21 protein-coding genes and 1 tRNA gene are annotated in these 21819 nt (G+C 47.4%); 8 read left to right on the top strand and 14 right to left on the bottom strand.

The genetic code is table 11. From position 1 onward, the window contains the following. Positions 1-13: 13 nt before the first annotated feature. The 7 genes from GJB61_RS07500 to rpmG form a co-directional block, all read right to left on the bottom strand. Complete coding sequence (locus GJB61_RS07500; protein WP_154117848.1) at positions 14-760, bottom strand: GNAT family N-acetyltransferase; 747 nt, start codon at positions 758-760, stop codon at positions 14-16. A gap of 146 nt (positions 761-906) precedes the next feature. After that, entirely contained in the window at positions 907-1176 is a 270-nt protein-coding gene (gene rpsN / locus GJB61_RS07505) for a 30S ribosomal protein S14 (RefSeq protein WP_154117849.1), read from the bottom strand. Between the two features lie 59 nt (positions 1177-1235). Continuing rightward, positions 1236-2264: a metal ABC transporter substrate-binding protein gene (locus tag GJB61_RS07510; RefSeq protein WP_154117850.1), complete on the bottom strand. Its 1029-nt coding sequence runs from the start codon at positions 2262-2264 to the stop codon at positions 1236-1238. A gap of 22 nt (positions 2265-2286) precedes the next feature. Beyond that, positions 2287-3120 carry a metal ABC transporter permease gene (locus GJB61_RS07515; protein WP_154117851.1) on the bottom strand — a complete coding sequence of 278 codons (834 nt, stop codon included), beginning with the start codon at positions 3118-3120 and terminating at the stop codon, positions 2287-2289. After that, the gene (locus GJB61_RS07520; RefSeq protein ID WP_154117852.1) at positions 3066-3773 is read right to left on the bottom strand and encodes a metal ABC transporter ATP-binding protein; all 708 of its coding nucleotides are present in this window, start codon (positions 3771-3773) and stop codon (positions 3066-3068) included. The genes GJB61_RS07515 and GJB61_RS07520 overlap by 55 nt, the downstream gene beginning before the upstream one ends. Before the next feature lie 491 nt (positions 3774-4264). Next, complete coding sequence (locus GJB61_RS07525) at positions 4265-5473, bottom strand: GTP-binding protein (protein WP_154117853.1); 1209 nt, start codon at positions 5471-5473, stop codon at positions 4265-4267. Positions 5474-5522: 49 nt separating this feature from the next. Then, positions 5523-5672, bottom strand: a complete 150-nt coding sequence (gene rpmG / locus GJB61_RS07530; protein ID WP_338115701.1) for a 50S ribosomal protein L33 — start codon at positions 5670-5672, stop codon at positions 5523-5525. A 189-nt stretch (positions 5673-5861) separates the two neighbouring features. Between rpmG and GJB61_RS07535 the strand changes: the two genes are divergently transcribed. From GJB61_RS07535 to GJB61_RS07545, 3 genes are read left to right on the top strand one after another with little or no spacing between them, the layout of a single operon-like run. Then, on the top strand, positions 5862-6890 hold the full coding sequence (locus GJB61_RS07535) for a CobW family GTP-binding protein (protein WP_154117855.1): 1029 nt from the start codon (positions 5862-5864) through the stop codon (positions 6888-6890). Beyond that, entirely contained in the window at positions 6887-7876 is a 990-nt protein-coding gene (locus GJB61_RS07540; protein WP_154117856.1) for a permease, read from the top strand. The genes GJB61_RS07535 and GJB61_RS07540 overlap by 4 nt, the downstream gene beginning before the upstream one ends. A 40-nt stretch (positions 7877-7916) precedes the next feature. Next, positions 7917-8792, top strand: coding sequence for a TIGR03943 family putative permease subunit (locus GJB61_RS07545; protein ID WP_154117857.1), 876 nt, complete (start codon positions 7917-7919; stop codon positions 8790-8792). On the opposite strand, the gene GJB61_RS07550 is transcribed toward GJB61_RS07545, so the two are convergent. The 3 genes from GJB61_RS07550 to GJB61_RS07560 all read right to left on the bottom strand — a co-directional run bounded on the left by GJB61_RS07550 (position 8785) and on the right by GJB61_RS07560 (position 12954). Beyond that, a complete protein-coding gene (locus GJB61_RS07550) occupies positions 8785-9189 on the bottom strand; it encodes a NusG domain II-containing protein (RefSeq protein WP_154117858.1) in 405 nt (134 codons plus the stop codon). The genes GJB61_RS07545 and GJB61_RS07550 overlap by 8 nt on opposite strands. Before the next feature lie 79 nt (positions 9190-9268). Next, positions 9269-9457: a DUF6954 family protein gene (locus GJB61_RS07555; RefSeq protein ID WP_154117859.1), complete on the bottom strand. Its 189-nt coding sequence runs from the start codon at positions 9455-9457 to the stop codon at positions 9269-9271. A gap of 38 nt (positions 9458-9495) precedes the next feature. Further along, the gene (locus GJB61_RS07560; RefSeq protein WP_154117860.1) at positions 9496-12954 is read right to left on the bottom strand and encodes a PAS domain S-box protein; all 3459 of its coding nucleotides are present in this window, start codon (positions 12952-12954) and stop codon (positions 9496-9498) included. A 98-nt stretch (positions 12955-13052) separates the two neighbouring features. Here GJB61_RS07560 and GJB61_RS07565 point away from each other — a divergent pair, with 98 nt between their 5' ends. Continuing rightward, positions 13053-13487, top strand: a complete 435-nt coding sequence (locus tag GJB61_RS07565; protein ID WP_229521523.1) for an SDR family NAD(P)-dependent oxidoreductase — start codon at positions 13053-13055, stop codon at positions 13485-13487. Positions 13488-13732: 245 nt separating this feature from the next. Here the strand turns inward: GJB61_RS07565 and GJB61_RS07570 are convergent. Beyond that, positions 13733-13816 (bottom strand) — tRNA-Leu (locus GJB61_RS07570). Between the two features lie 154 nt (positions 13817-13970). On the opposite strand from GJB61_RS07570, the gene GJB61_RS07575 reads away from it, so the two are divergent. The 3 genes from GJB61_RS07575 (at position 13971) to GJB61_RS07585 (ending at position 16164) form a co-directional block, all read left to right on the top strand. Beyond that, complete coding sequence (locus tag GJB61_RS07575; protein WP_338115702.1) at positions 13971-14231, top strand: DUF2642 domain-containing protein; 261 nt, start codon at positions 13971-13973, stop codon at positions 14229-14231. Between the two features lie 88 nt (positions 14232-14319). After that, positions 14320-14787: an Lrp/AsnC family transcriptional regulator gene (locus GJB61_RS07580; RefSeq protein ID WP_338115703.1), complete on the top strand. Its 468-nt coding sequence runs from the start codon at positions 14320-14322 to the stop codon at positions 14785-14787. A gap of 135 nt (positions 14788-14922) precedes the next feature. After that, the gene (locus GJB61_RS07585) at positions 14923-16164 is read left to right on the top strand and encodes an MFS transporter (protein ID WP_229521525.1); all 1242 of its coding nucleotides are present in this window, start codon (positions 14923-14925) and stop codon (positions 16162-16164) included. A 40-nt stretch (positions 16165-16204) separates the two neighbouring features. Here GJB61_RS07585 and GJB61_RS07590 read toward each other — a convergent pair whose 3' ends face one another. Then, complete coding sequence (locus GJB61_RS07590; RefSeq protein WP_229521526.1) at positions 16205-17455, bottom strand: CynX/NimT family MFS transporter; 1251 nt, start codon at positions 17453-17455, stop codon at positions 16205-16207. Positions 17456-17649: 194 nt separating this feature from the next. On the opposite strand from GJB61_RS07590, the gene GJB61_RS07595 reads away from it, so the two are divergent. Then, positions 17650-19365: an ABC transporter ATP-binding protein gene (locus GJB61_RS07595; protein WP_154117862.1), complete on the top strand. Its 1716-nt coding sequence runs from the start codon at positions 17650-17652 to the stop codon at positions 19363-19365. 306 nt (positions 19366-19671) lie between these two features. On the opposite strand, the gene GJB61_RS07600 is transcribed toward GJB61_RS07595, so the two are convergent. Then, positions 19672-20835 carry a M20 family metallopeptidase gene (locus GJB61_RS07600; protein WP_229521527.1) on the bottom strand — a complete coding sequence of 388 codons (1164 nt, stop codon included), beginning with the start codon at positions 20833-20835 and terminating at the stop codon, positions 19672-19674. Between the two features lie 115 nt (positions 20836-20950). Continuing rightward, positions 20951-21748, bottom strand: a complete 798-nt coding sequence (locus tag GJB61_RS07605; protein ID WP_229521563.1) for a carbohydrate ABC transporter permease — start codon at positions 21746-21748, stop codon at positions 20951-20953. Positions 21749-21819: the final 71 nt, after the last annotated feature.

A 21819-nucleotide genomic window follows, 5' to 3' on the forward strand; every position in this document is an offset into this window, starting at 1 on the left:
TCCTACGTACTACCTAACCTTTGACCCTATACCAGTATTGATAAATCTCCTCAAAACCGAGCTTGTCATACAGAGCAGCGGCTCCATAATTAGCAAGCACAACTTGTAGAAAGGATGTCTTCGCGCCTTGCGCCCGGCCCCACCGAAACATCCCTAGCAGCAGCTGTTCGGCCATTCCCTGTCTTCGATGGGCTGGAGCCGTGACAATATCATAGAGCCCTAAATACCCGTGCTGAATAATCCCTAGGCCGCAGGCGGTTGGCATGCCATCTTTTAATACAAAAGCATAACCTTGCTTCAAATGAGACGCTGATAACATTCTGCGCAGTGTATTTAGGTTCACTGCCGACAATTCCGTGAATTCAGCGAAAATCTCCAACCACCTTTCGCTTAGCTCATCCTGCACCTGAACCACATACCGAGAATCGGGAACAGGCAAACCTTCCAGATCCAACACCCTTACGGATGAAGGTTCGACCTGCCGGTAACCGCGTTCTACCAGAATCTCATCCAAGTCTGCCGGATGAATGTAGGGTGTGATTTTGAATACTGGCTTCAGACCGGCTCCCTCATAATACTGTTCCGCCAACTTCACCTTTGCTAGAATGTTATTGCCGGATTCAGCAGTTTCATATAACGGATTGACGGAATTGGCCCGCTTCGTATACCCCGATGCCGAACGGAGCACCCAGCCATCCAGCAAAACACTTTGTTCCGCAGGCCAAGTATTCAACGTAATCTCTTCAATATTCTTGGACATGGGTTTCCCCTCCTTATAAACCGCGTTTCTATTATGATAATTCACTGTCTGCTATAAGCATAGGAAAGATAATACAAGAAAAAACGACCGACTCCCTGAGTTAAGGGAATCAGCCGTTCCTATTCTTTCCAAGTACAACTCAGCGCTTACCAGCTCGACTTAGTGATGCCGGGAATCTGGCCTTTATGGGCCAGCTCACGGAAGACGATCCGGGAAATCATGAATTTGCTCAGATAACCGCGCGGTCTGCCGGAAACCTGACATCTATTCTTCTGCCGGGTTGCCGAGGAGTCTCGGGGCAGCTTTTGTAGTGCCAGATAATCCCCGTTCGCCTTCAAATCCTTTCTTCTTTCCGCATACTTCGCAACCAGTGCCTGTCTCTTTAATTCTTTGATTACTTTAGATTTCTTAGCCAAGTTGTGATCCACCTTCCCGCAGGTTTAATATTCGCTAATTCGTGTTATTATTGGTAATCCTATTCGTTCAACGCTAATTTGAGTGCTTCAAGGTTCAGGCGCATAATTCCCAAATAATCAAGATTGTTGCTACGATCCTCGTCAGTCAGCCCTTCGATCGGGTTCAACACAGCTGACTTAGCGCCGATTTCCTTGGCGATCGTGTCTGCTACACTGGAGGATACCAGCGTTTCAAAAAAGATAGTCTTCACGTCATGCGCTTTGGCAAAATCCACAATTTCAGCCATTTTCGCAGCGGAAGGCTCCTGTTCTGGAGACAGACCCGCAATTGGCACTTGGGTCAAGCCATATTCCTTGGCAAGATAACCGAATGCGGCATGCTGGGTAATGAAATCTTTCCGCTTGGTATCCCTTAGACCATCCTTGAACTCTTGATTAAGTTGTTCCAGCTTAGCTACATAAGTATCAGCATTTGCTGTAAATGCTTCAGCGTTCTCAGGCGCGGCTGCAGACAATGCTCCTTCAATGATACGCACTTCCTGTATGGCCAGTGCTGGGTCCAGCCATACATGTGGGTCCAATCCGCTATGTTCATGTTCGTCTGCTTTGGCATTGGCATTGCTAGTTTCAGCTGGCGCCTCTTCTTCCTCTTCAAAACCATCTATAATCTGCAGGCCTTTGCTAGCCTCCACAGCAACCAATTTGCTGTCAGACGCACTATCCAGCACTTGGTCTACCCAGCCTTCCATCCCGGCTCCGTTATATACAAGGATATCGGCAGCAGTAATTTTGGCCATATCTTGTGCGGTAGGCTCCCAATCATGCGGCTCGATGCCCGCTGGAATCATGGCTTCAACATCAGCCAGATCACCAGCTACATTCTTAGTGAACTCGTACATTGGATAAAAGCTGACTTTAATGTTCAACTTCTCAGCTACAGGAGCCAAAGGAACTTCTGTTGTTGCCGCTGGAGCATTGGTTGCGTTGGAGGCATTGGTCGTTGCGTTATTATTGTTATTACCACAGCCAGCGGCAATCAACAGGGAAGACAGAGACAGAATAGCAAGATGACGGATACGAAGTTTCATGTGTAATATGAACTCCCTTTCTTTATATAGGTTTATGGATGTTGCGACGATTCTTTAAACGGATCAGCTTCTGCACGGCAATAGAGATTAGCAGGAAGGTAAGCAGAATGAGAGAAATAGTACCTCCAGGTGGTGTATTGATGTAATACGATGCAGTCAGACCGCTGAAGACTCCGATGAGTCCTACACCGATCGAGATCAAGATGGCAGCAGTGAAGCCGGACGCTACACGCAGAGCAATCGAAGCTGGCAGGACAATCAGCGCAGATACCAACAGGACACCAACAACTGGCATCGCTGCAGCAACAGTCATCCCGGTCAGAACAGCAAAAGAAAAGGATAACAGACCTACACGCACGCCGCTGATACTGGCCGTTTCTTCATCAAAAGTCAGGTTGTACAGTGGTCTGCGCAGCACAATAAAGAAAGCCAGACCTATAGCAGCTACGATGGCAATAATCAGCAGCTGTATATTGCTCACTGCTACGATGGAGCCGAACAGATAGGAACTGAAGCTTTTGCTTAAATTCTGTTTAAGACTCATCAGCACAACCGCCAGCGCCAAGCCGGAAGTCATAATAATAGCTACCGGAAGCTCACTGTATGTACGATAAGAACGGCGAAGCTGTTCAATGACGATCCCGCCGATTACAGCTACAGCGAAACCGCTAAGTGCCGGATTCAAGTGCAGCACAGAACCAAGAGCCACTCCGGCGAGTGAAACATGAGAGAGTGTATCCGCCATTAACACCTGACGGCGAAGCATAAGGTAAACACCGAGCAGTGGGCCAATGATTCCAATTAACCCTCCGGCCCAAAATGCACGCTGCATGAATTCGTAACTAAACATTTCCAGCCTTCGTTCTCCTTTCGTTCCAGACTGATTACGGAATCCAGATAGGAATTTGTCTCTTCCAAACCGTGTGTTACCATAATTACCGTTCGTCCGTGCTGGCTGACGTAGTGACGCATCAATTGATAAAAACCTGTGCGGCTCGCTAGATCCATACCTGTTGTAGGTTCATCCAGCACCAGCACCTGTGGCTGCTGCGCGAGTGCGCGGGCGATGCAGATCCGCTGCTTCTGGCCGCCGGATAGCTCCCCGATTTTGCGGTTCCGAAATTCCCACATATCGACCTGCTTAAGGCTGCGTTCCACAATTTGCTCCTGCTCCGCTGTAAACCGTCTGAACAAGCCCAACCGTGAATAACAACCCGAGCGAACCAGTTCAATTACCTTGCTGGGGAAACCAGCATTAAATGAAGACACTTGCTGCGGTACATATCCGATTACGAGCTTCCCGTTATCTTCCAGTTCCTTATTCAGGCTAATGGTTCCGCTCCACGGCCGCAGCAGTCCGAGCATAAGCTTCAGCAGTGTCGTCTTGGCTGCGCCGTTCGGACCGGTAATCCCGATAAACTGTCCCGTATGAATATCAAGCGATAGGTTATCAATTACAGGCTCATTCCCGTAACCAAACACAACATTTCGCATCGATGACAAAACCATGGTCAGGCTACTTCCCTTCTGTCTCTGCGATTGTTTAAATCGTAATCATTACGTATTTACTTTTATGATCTTATCGTAATCATTACGATTTGTAAACCCCATGACAAAATAATCCCATCCAACATTTGAAGAAAAGCGAGACTTCTGTGAGGGGATAATTTAACAGCATTTCATGCTGCTAAATCGTTGGATTCATCTGTAATTATCTGATTAACTACAAATAATGCCGTTAATTTCCTCAATATCCCAGTAATCAACTATTATGAGCTGAAATAGAGGCATAAATTCACGTTAATTTATCTCTACTTGATGTACGACTGATGTTAGCAGCAGTAATTCGTGTTAAATAATCCCACTTAGACTCAGCCATCCGACCTTCTGTGGATGGCACCTGCTTCTTCGAGAAATAAACAAGAGAGAAAAACCGGAATCTGAGGTCCACGGATTCCGGTCTACTCGTCTTTTAATCAACAGATATCTATACCAGCATCCTATTCCTGGGCTGCTGCCAGCAGTTCCTCAGCAGGCCAAGGGAGCGGATTGTTAAACTTGCTCCAATTCTGCTGCATTTCTTCCTCAGTCAGCAAACATCTATCCAATCTCGCCTCAATATCGGTACGATCCATGCTGACACCGATGAACACAACCTCATTGATGCGGTCGCCCCATTGAGCATCCCATTTCGCCTTCACATCAGGCTCGCTGTCCAACACCTCTTGCTGCTGATCTTCCGGCATCGTAGCCAGCCAATAGCCTGCGGGTCCAAACTGAATGGAAGGTCCGGCCTGACTTATCGTAGCTGCAAGGTCACCTTTTGCGGCCAACCATACTAGCCCCTTCGCCCGCACTACCTCTTCCGGCCAATTGCTGAAGAAGAAGCTTAATCGTTGCGGATGAAAAGGTGTTCTGCGGCGGTATACGAAAGAGCTAATGCCGTATTCTTCTGTCTCCGGCGTATGCTCCTCCTTGCCTAGCTCCGAAATCCAGCCGGACGACATACTAGTTCTCTCGAAGTCGAACAATCCAGTATTCAGGATTTCTTTGGGATCAACGATTCCTTTAACGGTACGAATGATTTTGGCGGTAGGTTGAAGTTTGCGCAATACAGCCTCAAGCTTGTTCAGTTCCTGCTCGTCCACCAAATCACATTTGTTCAGCACCAGTACATCACAAGTTTCAATCTGGTCAATCAGCAGATCCACAATGTCGCGGAAATCGCCTTCGCCAGCCGTCTGGTTACGATCGATCAGCGTGTCGCCCGAAGCGAAATCATGCCAGAAGCGATTTGCATCCACCACCGTAACCATCGTGTCCAATCGGGCGAGCATGGTCAAGTCAATGTCCAACTCGGGGTTCGCATAGGTGAAGGTCTGTGCCACCGGAACAGGCTCGCTGATGCCGGAGGATTCGATCAAAATATAATCAAAACGCCCTTCTGCCGCCAGCTTTTGCACCTCGACAATTAAATCATCACGAAGTGTGCAGCAGATACAGCCGTTAGACATTTCCACCAGCTTCTCCTCTGTTCGGGAGAGGGTATTTCCAGACTTCACCAGATTGGCGTCCACATTCACTTCGCTCATATCGTTGACAATAACAGCTACCTTAAGGCCAGCACGGTTATGCAGGATATGGTTTAGCAAAGTTGTCTTCCCGGAGCCCAGATATCCGCTGAGCACGGTAACAGGAATTCTTTTCATTATTTTAGCTCCTTACGCTTATTAGATTAACAGCAGTAGCGGTCTGCTCTTAGCGAGTCTCGCGATGCAGCGTAACTCTCTTCAGGCGCGGGCAATATTTCTTCATTTCAATTCGTCCTGGCTGGTTTCTCTTATTCTTCGTAGTGGTGTAATTACGGTCGCCTGTTTCTGTACACGCCAATGTAATGATAACTCTCACTTTACTCATCTCCTTATGTTAATCGTAATGTTTACGATTAACATATCGTACACGTATTACTTACTCTCTGTCAACCCCGCTCTTCAGAGAAATATAACTCTCTTAAATTTGTGGTCTTTCCGGCGGACAAATTACGTATAGATGGAATTATGAAAATATGAATCTTTAAATGGGGCGGGAGTGTGTGAAATGAAGATACCGGTAATTATATTGAGCGGATTTTTGGGGAGTGGGAAGACGACCCTGCTGCTGACCCTGCTACAGGAGAGCTTTGCTAGAGGTCTAAATCCTGGGGTAATCATGAATGAGCTAGGTAAGCGGGATGTGGATGGGTATATTTTGCAGGAGCACACTGGTACTAATGTGGAGAAATTGCTGGACGGTTGTGTCTGTTGCAGCCGCAAAGAGGAGCTTGCGGACAGTCTTTCTGCGCTGCTAAAACGGCGTCCGGATGCCATCTACATCGAGCTTACCGGTGTGGCTGATCCAGAGGAAATTATCAAACTGTTGCAGGAATCACCGCTCAGGGAACGACTAACGCTGCATTATTCTGTCACCCTACTAGATGCTGAGAATGCCTTGGAATATAACAGCCGTCTCTCAGCTGACAAACAGCTTATCCATACATTGCGCAAGCAGCTTACCTCTGCCGATCTCATTGTCGTCAATAAAAGTGACCTCGTAGAACCAGAAACCTTATGGAAAATTGAAAAAGTCATCCGCAAGCAAAATAAAACGGCCGAAATTGCCTTTACGCATTACAGTAAAATCAATTTGTACCCTTTGCTAGCCGGAATCATCCCGCAGGAGCCCTCTGCCCCTGCTCCGCAACGTGCCCACCATGACTTCAAAGGAGCTCCACTAAAACGGATCAATTCCGACCGAGGAAGTATAGCTGTAGAAGAAGCGCCTGAGAAACATAACGCCTCTTACTCCCAAGTGGCTGCCATAACCTTGACCTTTCCGCCATCTGGGGCAAGGCTGCTCTCCAGAGAAAGGCTTGAAGCTTTCTTTCAGGAATGGGACGGCATCCTGCTGCGGGCCAAGGGGCATATTCAGCTGTCAGAACCAGAGCCGGTTCAGCTTGTCCAATATTCAGGCATGCGCACGACTTGGGAAGATTCACGATACCCCGGTTCGCCTTATGTGGTGTTCATCGGTATAAATCTGAATGAGGCCATACTCCTTGAACGTTGGTCTGCCTTATTTCAGCTTTGACAACCTTATCTCCATTCAAAATATTGCCGCTGCTGCTTCCCACTGCTTTCCTTATTATTCTCGGCGTCCTTTGGCTGCCACATCATCTGGAACTGCTGGATAATGCCTATATTGACACCTTCAAAACAGCCTTTATCGGCATTTTGCTGGAGGCTTTACCGTTTGTCTTAGCCGGAGCACTGCTATCCTCACTGCTGCAGGTGTTTGTACCTGATGAAATGATCTCACGCTGGATTCCGCGGCGGCCAGTGCCAGCGATTCTGTTCGCCTGCCTGCTCGGCATCCTCTTTCCCGTATGCGAATGCGGAATGATCCCCCTTGTCCGCCGCTTAATTCATAAGGGTATGCCGCTATACGTCGCTATTGTGTTTATTTTAGCAGGACCGATCCTGAATCCGGTTGTGTACGGGGCGACGCTTACCGCCTTTCGCAGCCACCCAGAACTGGCGCATGCCCGCATGGGTCTTGCTTTCAGCGTGTCCTGCATCATTGGCCTGATTATCTATGCTACTGTGAAGAAATCACCCATACGTCTGTCCGTCCAACGTGAGAGTGAGGATACGCATCACCGCAGTACACGCGGGGGAAGACTGGCGTCCGTCTTCGTGCATACCTCTGATGAATTTTTTGAAATGGGCAAATATTTGATCATTGGTTGCCTGTTAACCTCAGCCATCCAGACGTTTATGGTGCGTGATAGTTTAATTGCTATAGGTGACAAGCCACTTGGATCTTATTTGTTTATGATGGGACTGGCCTTTATCCTCTCCCTCTGTTCTACTTCAGATGCCTTCGTTGCCTCGACCTTTTTGCATACTTTTCCAGCGGGCTCACTGCTTGCCTTTATGGTGCTTGGTCCCATGCTCGATTTCAAAAACTCACTGATGCTGCTAGCGCTGTTCAAGACCAAATTCGCTCTCTATTTGTTCTTTCTGATCTTCTCCGGCGTTTTTATCGGTGCCGTGCTCGTGTCAGTATGGCTGTAACAATCCGGTTCTTTATACAATAAGTAAGAGGAGGAGTAAGATGAATGACTCCCGAAGCATCCGGATTCACTATGGTTTACGCGCAGTTATTCTGCTGGCCTTCGCCCTCTACATCGGGCATTTGGTCCAGCAGGATGCTCTGCATTATTATGTAGCGCCCAAGCTGGCACGCTGGGTTAAGCTCTGTCCCGTGCCACTGGTGCTGATGGCGCTAAGCCTGAGCGTACAAGCATTATTCGGCAAAAGCAACGTATTATGTGACTGCGACCATCGACTCCCCCGCTCAGGTCATAGAAGCGTTGTTCTATATGGATTGTTTCTTCTCCCTCTATTACTCGGCTTTCTTCTCCCTGACCGAGCCTTGGGCAGCATGGCCATAGCCAAAAAAGGAATTTCGCTGTCTTATTTATCCACCGAGCCTAAGAATAATGTGACCTTCGAGTCCACCGATCCTTATCATACAGAATTCGCCGAACTGGCCAAGAAGCTGTATGCTCAGCCTGTCATTCCCGTGTATCCGGCCATTTTCTCCGAAATCTTCGGCGCTATTGACACCTACAAGCAGCAATTTGAAGGTAAAGAAATCGCTGTCTCGGGTTTCCTCTATCCTACTGAAGCTGGAACAGCAAACAATACGTTTGCAGTAAGCCGTTTTCTGGTGCAATGTTGTACGGCAGATGCTGCTCCCTTTGGAATTATGGTTGATCCAGGCAAACAAATAAGCCTGCCAGCCGATACCTGGCTAGAGGTTCGGGGCAAGCTTCATATTGCGCATTACAAGGGCCAAGAAATCATGCAAATCACCGCAGAGTCTATCACGCCGATTCCTCAGCCAGCTACACCCTACATTTACACGAGCCCTGACTCCATTGCCGCATGGGATCAGTTACAGATTACAGCTCAGACTGCTAAATAACCGCATCCAACTCATCTTCGTCATCTGCGGACTTGTTAGGATTGAAGACCTCAACCATGATGCGGGCTGGAATACAAATAATCTGCTGCTTGGGTTTGGAGATAAAGCCCATCTCCAAAGCAATTCGCAGCGGCGCATCGGAATATGTCATTTGAATCCCATAATTGAATACTTTAAGCGTATTATGGCCAAATTTGGTTTGGATATCGATAATCTGCTCTTCTTTAGTTAAAGATACGGTCTTGTACTCTTTGCCATTCACTGTAATAATAGCCTGCAAATCACCCTGTTGATAATGCTCATTATGGTTTTTGTATAATTTGACTCCATAGATGGAAGCGGCTGCCAGCAAAACCAGCAGAATGATGAAGAAATCACCGCGTTTTATTTTTTGCAATATCGTTACCCTCTCGCTGACTCATTTCAAAACGTAATAATTACGAACGTTATAAATATATTAAGCTTAAAACCATTTGTCAATGCTTACCTCGCCGCTTCAACACAATCCGCAGTAATATTGTGATGGCCACGTAGATTAGAAGGACTACAACCAGTGTTACAGTACGCTCTTTATTTGAGCCATCAGCGAACAGGACTGGACCGAGACCAAACAAGGTTGTCAATCCATACAACAAAACAAATAGAAAATTTATCAACCATACCATTACAAACCCACTCCAATCCGAAATATGACCTTAACAACTCATCTGCGGATGCGGACCGAACATTCCTTCAGGACCCTATCCAGCTCATTAGCTTGAATCGGCTTCGAGATGAAATCGTGCATCCCGGCTTGCAGACACATATCCTCATCCTCTTTCCCCGCAAAGGCCGTGACAGCCACAATCACAGGATTTAGCCCACACTGCTCACGGATAATTCCCGTTGCTTCAATACCATCCATCACAGGCATTTGAATATCCATAAAAACAAGATCATACGAATGAAGGAGCACGGCTTGTACAGCTTCCTCGCCATTTACGGCCACATCGGCCACGTAACCTCGCTTCTTTAGATAGGCCAATAGCAGTTGACGATTCACAGGATGATCTTCAGCAATTAGAATGGACAGAGGTCCGTATTTCCCTTCAGGGGAAATCTCCGCAGCAACAGTTCGCTCCTTGTCCGCTGAATAATCATTTCTAACTGCTTTCTCTTGTCGCTGTTCCTCGGCTGGATGAGAAGCCTGCACTGTGAAATAGAATTCCGAACCCTCACCTTCACGGCTGTCCACACCTATAGCGCCCCCCAACAGCTCAGTCAGTTTCTTGCTGATTGCCAGTCCAAGTCCCGTTCCGCCATACTTTCGGTTGATGGAAGGATGTAATTGCGAGAAAGATTGGAAGAGCAGCCCCTGGCTTGCATGTGGGATGCCAATTCCGGTGTCATTAACTGTAAACTTAATGATCAGATTTCCTGAATCCTGTGCTGATACAAGCTTCACTGAGAGGCGAATTGTACCGATCTCCGTAAATTTAACCGCATTCCCCACTAAATTCACCAGAATTTGGCGTAATCTTGCCTCATCCGTCACAATTAATGCCGGTAGATCAGGATCAACGTGAGTGCTTAATAATAACCCTTTTTCCTTTACCTTCGGATAAAATAGATCGCTGACACTCTGCATTACATAACGGAGATCTACCAGTTGCTGTTCCAATGTCATCATGCCAGCTTCAATTTTGCTGAAATCCAGTACTTCATTCAAAATATGTAATAGCGCTTCACTACTTTTGTTAATAATCTGCGTATAGTAGTGCTGTTCATCATTAAGCTCTGTGCCCGAGAGCAAGTCAGCCATCCCAATAATACCGTTCATTGGAGTACGCAGCTCATGGCTCATGATAGCCAGAAACTCTGATTTAGCCCGGTCTGCCTGTTCTGCAGACTCCTTAGCCCGCACAATGGCTTTCTCCTCGGTAATATCTCTGAAAACAACTACGGCACCCTTGCGCATGCCGTTATCAAACAGGGGTGTCATCCGGTATTTCACCAAAAAACTGGAGCCATCCTGTCTCCAGAATACGCCCTCTCTTTCTTCGTACGAGAGACTCTCTGAAAGCGACTGGATTAAGGACTTCTGCCCAGGATACGGCTCACCAGCAAGCCAGGTTTGTTGAATGGTATGCAGTTGACTGCTGTTGGACAATTCTCGGGGGTCATAACCCAACATTACTGCCGCTGACGGGTTAATAAACATTGTTGTTCCCTCAAGGTTAATACCAAATATACCTTCTGTGACCGAATTCAATATTAGTGCATGCTCGTAGCTTAGCTTCTCAATTTGCTCCAGATGACGCTTACGCTCGGTGATATCGCTAGTGATACTAAATACCCCTACCACCTGATTATTTACCATAATAGGTACATAAATAACACTAACCTCAACAGGATGTCCTTCCCGATGAATCAGCCTGCTGTCGAAAATCTGGGCCTGTCCGTTCGCAGCACTCCAGAAACGTTCATACACATCATCCAATACTTCTGAATCAATAATTTCGCTAAAGTAGGACAGATACAAGCTTTCACGGGAGTAACCCGTCAGTTGCTGCAAACTGGAGTTGACCGAGAGTGTACGTCCAAGCAAATCCATGGCGCTGATCGCCGAAGGATTGTATTCAAAAAGGGATTTATAGCGATTTTCACTTTCCTGAAGCTTCATTTCGTACTGTTTGCGCTCGGTAATGTCACGGGTTACGCCCACAACTTCCTGAACCTCATCTTCTCCGGTATAGATATACCGGAGGGTGCTTTCCACCCATATATAAGAACCGTCCTTACGCAAGAATCGGAAGACTATTGGCTTAAGCTTCAGCCCCGTCATACAACTCTGCATATAGTCCTGAACTCTAACGGCATCCATGGAATGAATATAGTCTTGTCCACTGGTCTTCACCATCTCTTCAGGCGTAAAACCAAACATAGTGAAGCAGATCGGAGAAGCATATAAATAAGTAAGTTGCTCATCAGCTGTACTGCGGAAAATAAAGTCCTGTGAATTCTCGGAGATCAGACGAAAGTTCTTCTCGCTATCCCTCAACTGCTCTTCTATCTGATGGCGTTCCGTAACATCCTGTACAATGCCGCTAATCCGGATAGATCTCCCTGCTTCATCTACCACTACCTCCCAGTGGGCCTCAATGATCTTCGGCAATCCCGAAGAGGTTCTGATACGAAATACCATTTCGCCGTTCTTTCCAGACTCCAAAGAGTAAGTTAACCCTTCAATAGTCTTCTGGTAATCTTCTTTGTGAATGACGGAACGAATCAGCTCGTGATCATAGACAGATTGGTTACTGCTATATTCAGGAAAGCCAAAAATATGGCACATTTCCTTGGAAATGGTTGCATACTGTTTCACTAAATCCCATTCCCAGGAACCCATTTGGGCCAGATGCTGTGATTTAGCCAGCATATCCTCATACTTCTTCCGCTCCGTTACATCACGGGCAATCGTCACTACCTGCTCCGCCTCGCCCGCTTCATTGCGCAGCACCTGAAAGGAACTCTCAATCCACAAATAATGTCCGTCTTTATGTCGTACTCTGCGAGTAAACACATCGCTATCTGAATAAAGCTTGCCTTGCTCCCTCATCTTTAAGGCGTCCTCAGGATGATAATATTCCGGTCTTTTTTTACCAATCATTTCATGAGGCGGATATCCCAGCAACTTCTCAATCGAAGGAGACACGTAGTGCAACGTTCCATCCAAGTCACCAAAAGAGACCATATCCGGTGTATTCTGCGTAATCAAATTGTACAGATATTGTTTCTCCTGCAGTTTAGTCTCTGTAAGCTTCCGGTCCGTAATGTCTGTCATTTCCACCATCATAAAGGAAGGAGTATTCTCCTGAAATAATAAGAAAATATGAAGCGCTACCCAAATTATCCCGCCATCCTTGCACAAGAGTCGCTTTTCTTTATCAAATGCCGCTCCCGAACTCTGCAGCAGGTAGTTTATGATATCGTCATGATCAATGGTCGGCTTATCTTCAGGACAAACAATATCAAGATAGCGAATCTGAAGAAGCTCAGCTTCACTATAACCAAGCATATCGCAAAGAGCCGGATTGGATTGGAGCACAGTCCCGTCATTCGTAGAAACCACTGCAAACCCGATAGAAGATCTCATGTACAACTGCTCAAAAATATAGTCAGACACTAGGAGCTCCTCCTCTGAGATTGTGGGACTAAATAATTATTATTATACCTTTTCTTCGGAATATTTGCTGTATATATGAAGCTTCTTCGAATCTGTGAGTGCTAGATACTCTTCCAAAAATACAAAAAGCTGCAGAACTCTTGGCACTCACGGTGGACAAGCGGGGTAAAGCTGACGGGATACGCGCATTCTCACTTCATCCGGGCAGCATCGTAGAAACGGGCCTCTCCAGATTCGCATCGAAGGAGCAACTGCAAGCGATCGGGGTGATTGACAAGGACGGAAAACCTATCCTCGACCCGTCGAAGAACCTGAAGACGGTAGAGCAAGGAGCCTCGACCAGCGTCTGGTGCGCAATAAGTCCGCAACTAGATGGTATGGGCGCGTCTATTGCGAGAACAACGACATCGCCCCGTTGGTGGAGGATGCGTCTAAATGGAACAATGATTCGGTTCGCCGAGTTGGATCATTGGCGCTTGGGGTCATGCCTTATGCAGTCGATCTTGAAGCTGCTAATCGCCTCTGGAGCCTGAGCGAAGAGCTATTAGGTTGGACGCCAACCAATCAAGGATAAATACCTAGAAACTGATCATCTAACCTAACTGACGAAAACAACCCACCGAGCGTATCCTCGGCGGGCTGTTTTCGTTGAATCTATAAAATTTCAATTACGCGAGAAGGGGAGCCGATATGTGGATCGTAAGAATTATTATGCAAAGGATGGATTTTAGACAAAATAAAAAACCTTCCGAAGAAGGGTTTCGTTTGTAAAGCATGATGCGGTCAAGAGGACTCGAACCTCCACGATATTGCTATCACTGGCACCTGAAGCCAGCGCGTCTGCCAATTCCGCCATGACCGCATATTATGTATATTAGTGATTAATAGTAGAATCACCGTAATTAAGACTTTACTCCTTTTTAGAATAAAATGCAAGATATTTTTCTCGCGCACCTTACTTTGGGCAATACATATACTGCCTATGCGATATCATTCACAATCAAGGAGTGAGTTAATTGGAAAATTATCAAATGAATCAACCCATGAATCAGCCCATGAATCCGCAAATGACACATCATCTTGTAGTGCACCCTGTTGATCCGTATGTAGTGGAGACCCTTCGTTCCCTTGGAGGCAAATGGGTCCATCTCGAAACTACACGCGGCAGAATTGAAGGCTGCATCGTGGATTGTAAACCTGACCATGTTGTACTGGATAACCGGGGCAAAAAAATATTTGTACGCATTTGCGAAATTGTCTGGATTATGCCGGAATAAGAGAAATAAGATATCTTTCTCAACATCCAATACTCTTGTAAACCTAATAAAAATAAGTTAAAATGTCCTTATAACTTATTTTCGAAGGGTGATAACACTGGACGCATTGGATTATAATATAATCAGAGCACTAATGGATAATGGCAGAATGAGCTGGTCCGAGTTGGCCGGATTATTAGGTCTCTCCTCTCCAGCCGCAGCTGACCGGGTTAGACGACTGGAAGAGCAAGAGATTATCCAAGGTTACACAGCTTTGATTAATGCTGAATCGGTCGGGTATGACTTAATGGCTCTTATTGCCGTATCGTTAGAGCGTCCCGAACATCGTAAGGCTTTTCTGGAGCTGGTGCTTAAGCTGCCGGAAATCCAGGAATGTCATCACACAGCGGGCGATGATGATTACATGCTGAAGGTGCGCTGCCGTGGAACGCGCGACCTGGACCGGATTATTAGTGATGAGCTTAAAAGTCTGCCAGGCATTCTCCGAACTCGTACAACTATTGTTCTGGGGACGTTGAAGGAAACCTTGAATGTGCCGTTGCCGCCAGTGGAATGAATACTGCAATCATCGGATCAATTCTACTAAGCGGCTTTGGATTCGGGCTGCTTATAGCCGCTCCTATCGGGCCTATGTCCCTATTATGCATGAACCGAACTCTGGTTCACGGCTTTCGCTCAGGGGTAGGGTAGGATGGCCATGCCTATACCTCCAAGACCCAAATGGATGCTGAAAAAGAATCGTCGGCGAACGATAACCCTTCCTCACTTTTTAAGCGGATACTTCATCTCAAGGATAGGAGACTCTCTGTACACCTTCTCTATACCCCTTCTTTCCTACCAGCTTACAGGCTCTGTCCTTGTGATGAGCTCACTTTTTGCTGTCAGTGTGATACCCATAATCTTATTTGCTCCCTTCGCCGGAGTTATTATGGATCGTTTCAACACCAAATACTTGATGCTATTCATTGACTTTACTCGAATGGGCTTAGTGGCTGCACTTCCTATACTGGAGCACTATCACCTGTTGGCAGTGTGGTGCCTATATGTTATTACTCTACTCTTATCGCTACTATCCACCGCTTATGATATTGCGATTATAACAGTCATTCCGCTCTTCTCAGGGAATCAATTAACGCGGGCCAACGCCGGAGTTCAGACTGTCGGGCAATTAGCAGATATGATCGGGCCTGTGGTGGCAGGCGGATTAACAACTCTCTTTTCTTTGCCTGCGATCCTGTGGCTGGATGTTGCTTCCTTCGGGGCAATTCTCGGGGTGCTCTACCGGCTTCCGCAAGAAACAGTACATAAACACCAAGAGCATAAGTTCTTTGGGGAAATGGCCCAAGGATTCCGCTGGCTGATTCGCAGTCCCGTCAATCTTTCCTTATCCTTACAAGCTGCTATCGGGAACTTTGGTTACAGTGCCGCCTATGCAACACTTACCTACTATTTATTGACTACACTCCAGCTTGGGACAGATCAAATCGGCATCACGTACTCGCTGCTTGCTGCTGGAGGTGTCGCCGGAAGCTTAATTATCATCTATCTTGATCGACACTTTGAACGTGGGCGTCTCATACCCGTCTTGTTGCTGGTCGGGACTTCCGGGTTTATGCTTGCAGCCTTCAATCATTCCTGGCTTGCACCGGGAATTGGATTTGCCCTTGTAGCCGCCTGCAATACCGCTTGGTCTATCTTATCCGCTTCCATCCGTCAGGAGACGGTTCCCCCTGCTTTGCTCGGGAGAGTCCTCAGCTTCTCCAGAGTTCTGACCCGAGCGGCCATGCCATGCGGCGCTTTACTTGGAGGCTGGATGACTGGGGCTATTCATCCGGGGTCCGTATTTCTGCTCGCCGCAGGAGCGAAGCTCATTGAGGTAGGCATTGCCTTAGCCTCGCCAATTCGCAGTCTGAATAAGACAAATCGCGGCTGAACTCATTTTTTCGGAAAATAGTTCAATCTACCAGCTACCTTCAATCCCCTACATAACGATTGTTCGCAGCACCAAAACCCACGACCAGCAGCAGCACACTTGCAGCCAGCAGCACCACCAGTGGAATACTCCAGCTGTTAGTGATATCGTGAAGTAATCCGAACAACACCGGCCCTGATGCAGCCAATAGGTAACCTACAGACTGGGCCATCCCGGAGAGCTCGCTGGCTTCCTGGGTGGTTCTTGTGCGAAGACTGAAGAACATCATCACCAGTCCAAAAGCAAAACCACCAGCAATACCGATACAAATTGCCCATAAGGCCATCCAGGCACTGCTGCCAAGCCAGACTCCACCAATCCCAAGGATGAATAGTACAGAACTAATTATGACCAGCGGGCGCTGATTCTTCATATGTCCAGCCCACAGCGGTACGAAAAAAGTAAAGGGCAGCTGGGCTAACTGCATCAGCGAAAGAATCCAGCCCGCATGACTTGAAGTCATTCCGCGTTCAACCAGAATCACGGAGAACCAGGCAATCAAGACGTAATAGAGTAGCGATTGCAGGCCCATAAACAGGGTAACCTGCCAGGCCAGCTTGGAACGCCACATATTTCCAGTAGTAGACAAGGTGTTATTCCTGCTTCCTTGACCCAGCTTGCGCATTTGCGGAATCCAGAACAGGGTGGCCAGAGCAGCGACCACGAACCAGAGAGCTAACGTACCTCTCCAACCCAAGCCAGAATTCGCCAACGGTACACTTATGCCCGAGGCAGTAGCAGCACATATATTCATAGAGACCGTATAGACCCCAGTCATTAACCCGATATGCTGGGGGAACTTCCCTTTAATTAATCCAGGCAGCAGTACATTGCAAACGGCTATCGAAAGTCCAAGTATGGCTGTACCTGTTAACAGCATCACCGCTCCCGCTGACGAACGGATCAGAATACCGATAGCCAGCATGAGCATGGAAACTAACAGGACATTGGCCAAGCCAAAACGACGCGCCAGCTTCGGTGCAAATGGTGATACTAACGCAAAAGCAAGTAAAGGCAAGGTAGTAATGGCTCCCGCTAGTGTATTGGTTAACCCAAGATCATCGCGGATGGTTTCAAGCAAGGGTCCCACAGAGGTAAATGGAGCACGTAGTGCAGCCGCCACAAATATGATTCCCAGCACCAGCAACCAATGCTCATACCTAGAGCTGGACAAGCCTGCATATTGAATCTTTTCTTCTATTAAATCATTTTTTTCTACTATCATAATTCCCTCTTGCTGTGTTGCCTTCATCCTGTATCCTCCCAGTTGCAAAAAACACACGAGATCATTATACCTCTCATCAATAGTTACTGTACAAGGTTTCATTTAAATTTAAGGGGGATTGACAAAAGGGTTAACCATCTTTAGTATCCTAAGAATAACGCTTAGTTGAGAATCGCTCTCATTAAGCGAATACATAAACATACAGAAAAGAGTGAACACCGATGCTGCGTCGTTTTTTTTCCTATTATAAGCCTTATAAAAAGCTGTTTATTCTGGACTTCTCCTGCGCTGTGGGCGCGGGTCTGCTCGAGCTTGCTTTTCCGGTTGCCGTCAACAAATTCATTGATGATCTACTGCCAGGACAAGATTGGCCGTTAATTCTGATCGCCTGTATTGCTCTCATGGTAATTTATGCGTTAAATACAGCTATGCAATATATTGTTACCTACTGGGGGCATATGCTGGGGATCAACATCGAAACGGATATGCGCAAAAAAATGTTCGAGCACATCCAGAAGTTATCCTTCCGCTTCTTCGATAATAACAAAACCGGCCATTTGATCGGCCGCATTACCAACGATTTGAATGATATCGGCGAGGTGGCGCATCATGGTCCCGAGGATGTTTTTATTGCGTTTATGACGCTGATCGGCGCTTTCCTATTGATGGCCCAGATTAATCTACAGCTGGCTATTATCACTTTCGTGATCGTTCCATTAATGGGCTGGATCATTATTCACTTTGGACGCAATATGACCTCTACCTACCACCGGCTCTTCGGAAATGTAGGCAGCTTTAATGCCCGCATCGAAGACAATGTAGGCGGAATCCGGGTGGTGCAGTCTTTTGCCAACGAGAATTATGAAAAAGAACTCTTCGCCATCGATAATCAAATGTTCCGCCAAACGAAGCTGCTTGCTTATAAGCTCATGGCCAAAAGCTCATCGATCAGCTATATGATGACACGATTGATTATTATTGTTGTAATGGTCTGCGGGGCATGGTTCTTCATTCAAGGGGATCTGCAAATCGGTGAATTTGTCGCATTCATCCTGCTGTCCAATGTATTCTTCCGGCCGATTGAGAAGATTAATGCCGTGATCGAGAGTTATCCGAAGGGAATTGCTGGATTTCGGCGTTACCTGGAAATTATGGATACGGAACCTGATATCAAGGACAAAGCAAATGCTCTTGAAGTTGCTTCTCTGCGCGGAGATATTGACTTTAAAGATGTCTCCTTCGGTTATGATGAGAACCGCAAGGTGCTGGAGCATATTAACCTGAACGTTAAAGCTGGAGAGACCATTGCTTTTGTCGGCCCCTCAGGTGCAGGTAAAACCACCATTTGCAGTCTGCTGCCCCGCTTCTATGATGTGACTGGCGGCGGAATTTCCATTGATGGAACCGATATCCGCGAGTTGAAGCTCATCTCCCTGCGGAAGCAGATCGGTATTGTGCAGCAGGATGTATTCCTGTTCTCCGGCACGATTAAGGAGAACATTGCCTATGGTAAACTGGATGCGGAGTTGACGGAGATCTGGGAAGCGGCCAGACGCGCACATCTGGAGGAATTAATTCAGAGCTTGCCGGATGGTATGGACACGGTCATCGGGGAACGTGGCGTGAAGCTATCCGGCGGACAGAAGCAGCGGCTGGCTATTGCCAGAATGTTCCTCAAGAATCCACCGATTCTGATCCTGGATGAAGCAACCTCCGCACTCGATACCGAGACGGAAGCAGCGATCCAGCAATCGCTGGCCGATCTGTCTGTGGGCAGAACGACACTCGTGATTGCCCACCGTCTAACAACGATCAAAAATGCGGACCGCATTATGGTAGTAACGGAAGAAGGTATTACCGAAGAAGGTCGACATGAGGATCTAGTCAACGCTGGAGGAACTTACAGCCGGTTGTATCAGGCGCAGTATAATGCCTAGAATAAAAATTGACTAAAACTCGAAATCAGTGATTGACAGCCGGTCCATGAAGCCGCTACGGGTACGGAGGGTTCTTGCGATCGCTGTTAAAGCCCGATTTCTTTATTGTAAAGGGATTATAGGTTGAAATCGGTCTTTAAAGGCGAACACTATCGCTTCTCCAGAATCCCTCCAACCCTCCGCTGCGTTGGCGCATAAAGTCAAACACAAATTTTTAGATTTGAGCTAATTCTTATATCCTAAAGCAAACAACAACCTTCTGCTATTACGCCATTGTCGGCAGCAGAAGGTTGTTTGCTGTACTAGTTAAGGCTCAATCGTACCTAGAAAACGAATCGCCAGCTCTCGATAGAAGCTGATCGATTGCAGATAAGCCTCTATATCGACCCATTCATCGGGCTGATGGGCCAAGCGCTGATCACCGGGGCCATAGATCAGGATAGGCAATCTGCCGTGGTCATGCAGCACCGAGCCGTCTGTATAATAGGAAACCCCTTGCACCTGTTCAGCTGCTTCGCCGCTAATATCAAGCGCGGTGCGGATCAATAGCTGTGTTGGATCTGTGTACACGGAGCTGCGGTCCAGCACGGACTCCACTTGAAAGCGGTACTCGGGGTGAAGCTGCTGAATGTCCTGCAGCTTCAGCTCTATTTGTGCCAATAATTGAGCATGGTCTAGCGGAGGAACCGTACGAATATCTACGTCAATGGCACATCGGTCCGGTATCACATTCGTCTGGATGCCTCCCTCGATTCTGTTCACGGACAAGCTGCTTGTGCCCAGCACAGGATCAACAGCCTTCCATTCCAAGGAGTGACGGTGCAAGATAGCCATGATCTCAGTCATCCCCTCGACAGCGTTCAGGCCGAGATGCGGCATAGAGCCGTGTGCACTGCGCCCAAATAAGGAGATCCGCAGCCATAACGCACCCTTGTGCCCCACGGCCACCTTGCTGCTCGTCGGCTCTCCGATAACAAGCCCATCCAGATCGTGCAGGTTGTTATGCTCTGCATATATGCGGGCACCGCAGCTGTCTACCTCTTCCCCCGCCGTGGCCAGGAAGATCAGATCGCCGTCCAGCTGAATACCTTCTTGATGGAGCGAGGCGGCGGCGAGCAGCATGGCCGCCAGTCCGCTTTTCATATCGGAAGTCCCACGTCCATACATACGATTGCCGTCAATCACTGCTCCATGAGGATCATAAGCTCCGGCGGCGGAGGTCCAAGGGCTGACCGTATCCAGATGCCCACAGAACATCAGCCGCTTGCGCCCACTTCCCGTAAGCACCAGCTCCAGATTGCTGCGTCCTTTTTCCAGAGAACTTATACTGCTGGTCATTCCGAGTTCCTGCAAAAAGTCCTGCAGCACCAGTGACAGGCGATGCTCGTTCCCAGGGGGATTGCATGTATTTACTGCTATCAGTCTCTGCAAGAAAGGAATGGCAATTGCCCGACCCATCACACTCTTCATTCTTCTAGTTCCTCCTGTACCTGCTGATTTCAGCTCTACTAAACTGAAATCTACCCTATTCCGGTAACAAGCGCAAGCACGAAAAGTGAAACTATCCAGCTGCAGAACAGCTTCCTTATCCCTTTACCGCGCTCCCTGCCACACCTTGGATAATGTACCTTTGCCCAATGAGGAAAATGATCAGCATAGGAATAATACCCGCCGTAGCCGCTGCCATCATTCCGTTATAATCCACATTGTTCTCCAGAATAAAGTTCTGTAGTCCTAGTGGAACTGTATACAGGTCTTTATCTAACAAGAAGACAAGTGCATTCTCATAATCGTTCCAGTGCCAGGAGAAATCGATGATGGCTAGGGTAGCGAGTGCAGGCTTAGCCAGCGGCAGAATAAGCTGGAAGAAAATGCGGAAATGACCCGCCCCGTCAATAAATGCCGCTTCGGAGATTTCAGCCGGTACTGTAAGGAAGAACTGACGCAGCATAAATACTCCGAATATTGTAAACATTCCCGGAAGAATCAGTGCCCAGTGGGTATTGTAAATCCCCGCCCATTCGAACATGATGAATTTCGGCACGAACAGTACCTGCGGCGGCACCATCATCATAGACAGGTAGACTAGAAATAACGCCTCCCGTCCTTTAAACTGTATCCGCGCAAATCCATAGGCGGCAAAAGAAGATAGAAACACGGCACCGATCATGCTGATCAGTGATATTTTCAAAGAATTCAAATAATAGGTCACAAAGCTATCGCTGCCTGTCCACACCTTGATGTGATGCTCCCAGTTCAAGCTAGACGGTATCCACTGAATCGGGTATACAAACACGTCTGCGGGAGATTTGAACGAAGTGCTGATCATCCAGACAAAGGGCACAATCATTAATAAGGCGAAGCCGGACATGATCAGTGTCATGATTATTTTTCGGATATTGATGAAGGAATCCGCTTTGATCTCAGGCGTGTTCCGTGTAGCCGGTTCCACAG

This window comes from Paenibacillus monticola (genome assembly GCF_009664975.1).
GTDB lineage: Bacteria > Bacillota > Bacilli > Paenibacillales > Paenibacillaceae > Paenibacillus_AQ > Paenibacillus_AQ monticola.

What these genes read in the sequence shown, in the direction of transcription:
- GJB61_RS07500 (WP_154117848.1), bottom strand. Translation starts at nt 760, where the DNA reads ATGTCCAAGAATATTGAAGAGATTACGTTGAATACTTGGCCTGCGGAA.
- GJB61_RS07510 (WP_154117850.1), bottom strand. Translation starts at nt 2,264, where the DNA reads ATGAAACTTCGTATCCGTCATCTTGCTATTCTGTCTCTGTCTTCCCTG.
- GJB61_RS07520 (WP_154117852.1), bottom strand. Translation starts at nt 3,773, where the DNA reads ATGGTTTTGTCATCGATGCGAAATGTTGTGTTTGGTTACGGGAATGAG.
- GJB61_RS07525 (WP_154117853.1), bottom strand. Translation starts at nt 5,473, where the DNA reads ATGAAAAGAATTCCTGTTACCGTGCTCAGCGGATATCTGGGCTCCGGG.
- GJB61_RS07535 (WP_154117855.1), top strand. Translation starts at nt 5,862, where the DNA reads ATGAAGATACCGGTAATTATATTGAGCGGATTTTTGGGGAGTGGGAAG.
- GJB61_RS07545 (WP_154117857.1), top strand. Translation starts at nt 7,917, where the DNA reads ATGAATGACTCCCGAAGCATCCGGATTCACTATGGTTTACGCGCAGTT.
- GJB61_RS07555 (WP_154117859.1), bottom strand. Translation starts at nt 9,457, where the DNA reads ATGGTATGGTTGATAAATTTTCTATTTGTTTTGTTGTATGGATTGACA.
- GJB61_RS07585 (WP_229521525.1), top strand. Translation starts at nt 14,923, where the DNA reads ATGGCCATGCCTATACCTCCAAGACCCAAATGGATGCTGAAAAAGAAT.
- GJB61_RS07590 (WP_229521526.1), bottom strand. Translation starts at nt 17,455, where the DNA reads ATGAAGGCAACACAGCAAGAGGGAATTATGATAGTAGAAAAAAATGAT.
- GJB61_RS07595 (WP_154117862.1), top strand. Translation starts at nt 17,650, where the DNA reads ATGCTGCGTCGTTTTTTTTCCTATTATAAGCCTTATAAAAAGCTGTTT.
- GJB61_RS07600 (WP_229521527.1), bottom strand. Translation starts at nt 20,835, where the DNA reads ATGAAGAGTGTGATGGGTCGGGCAATTGCCATTCCTTTCTTGCAGAGA.
- GJB61_RS07605 (WP_229521563.1), bottom strand. Translation starts at nt 21,748, where the DNA reads ATGACACTGATCATGTCCGGCTTCGCCTTATTAATGATTGTGCCCTTT.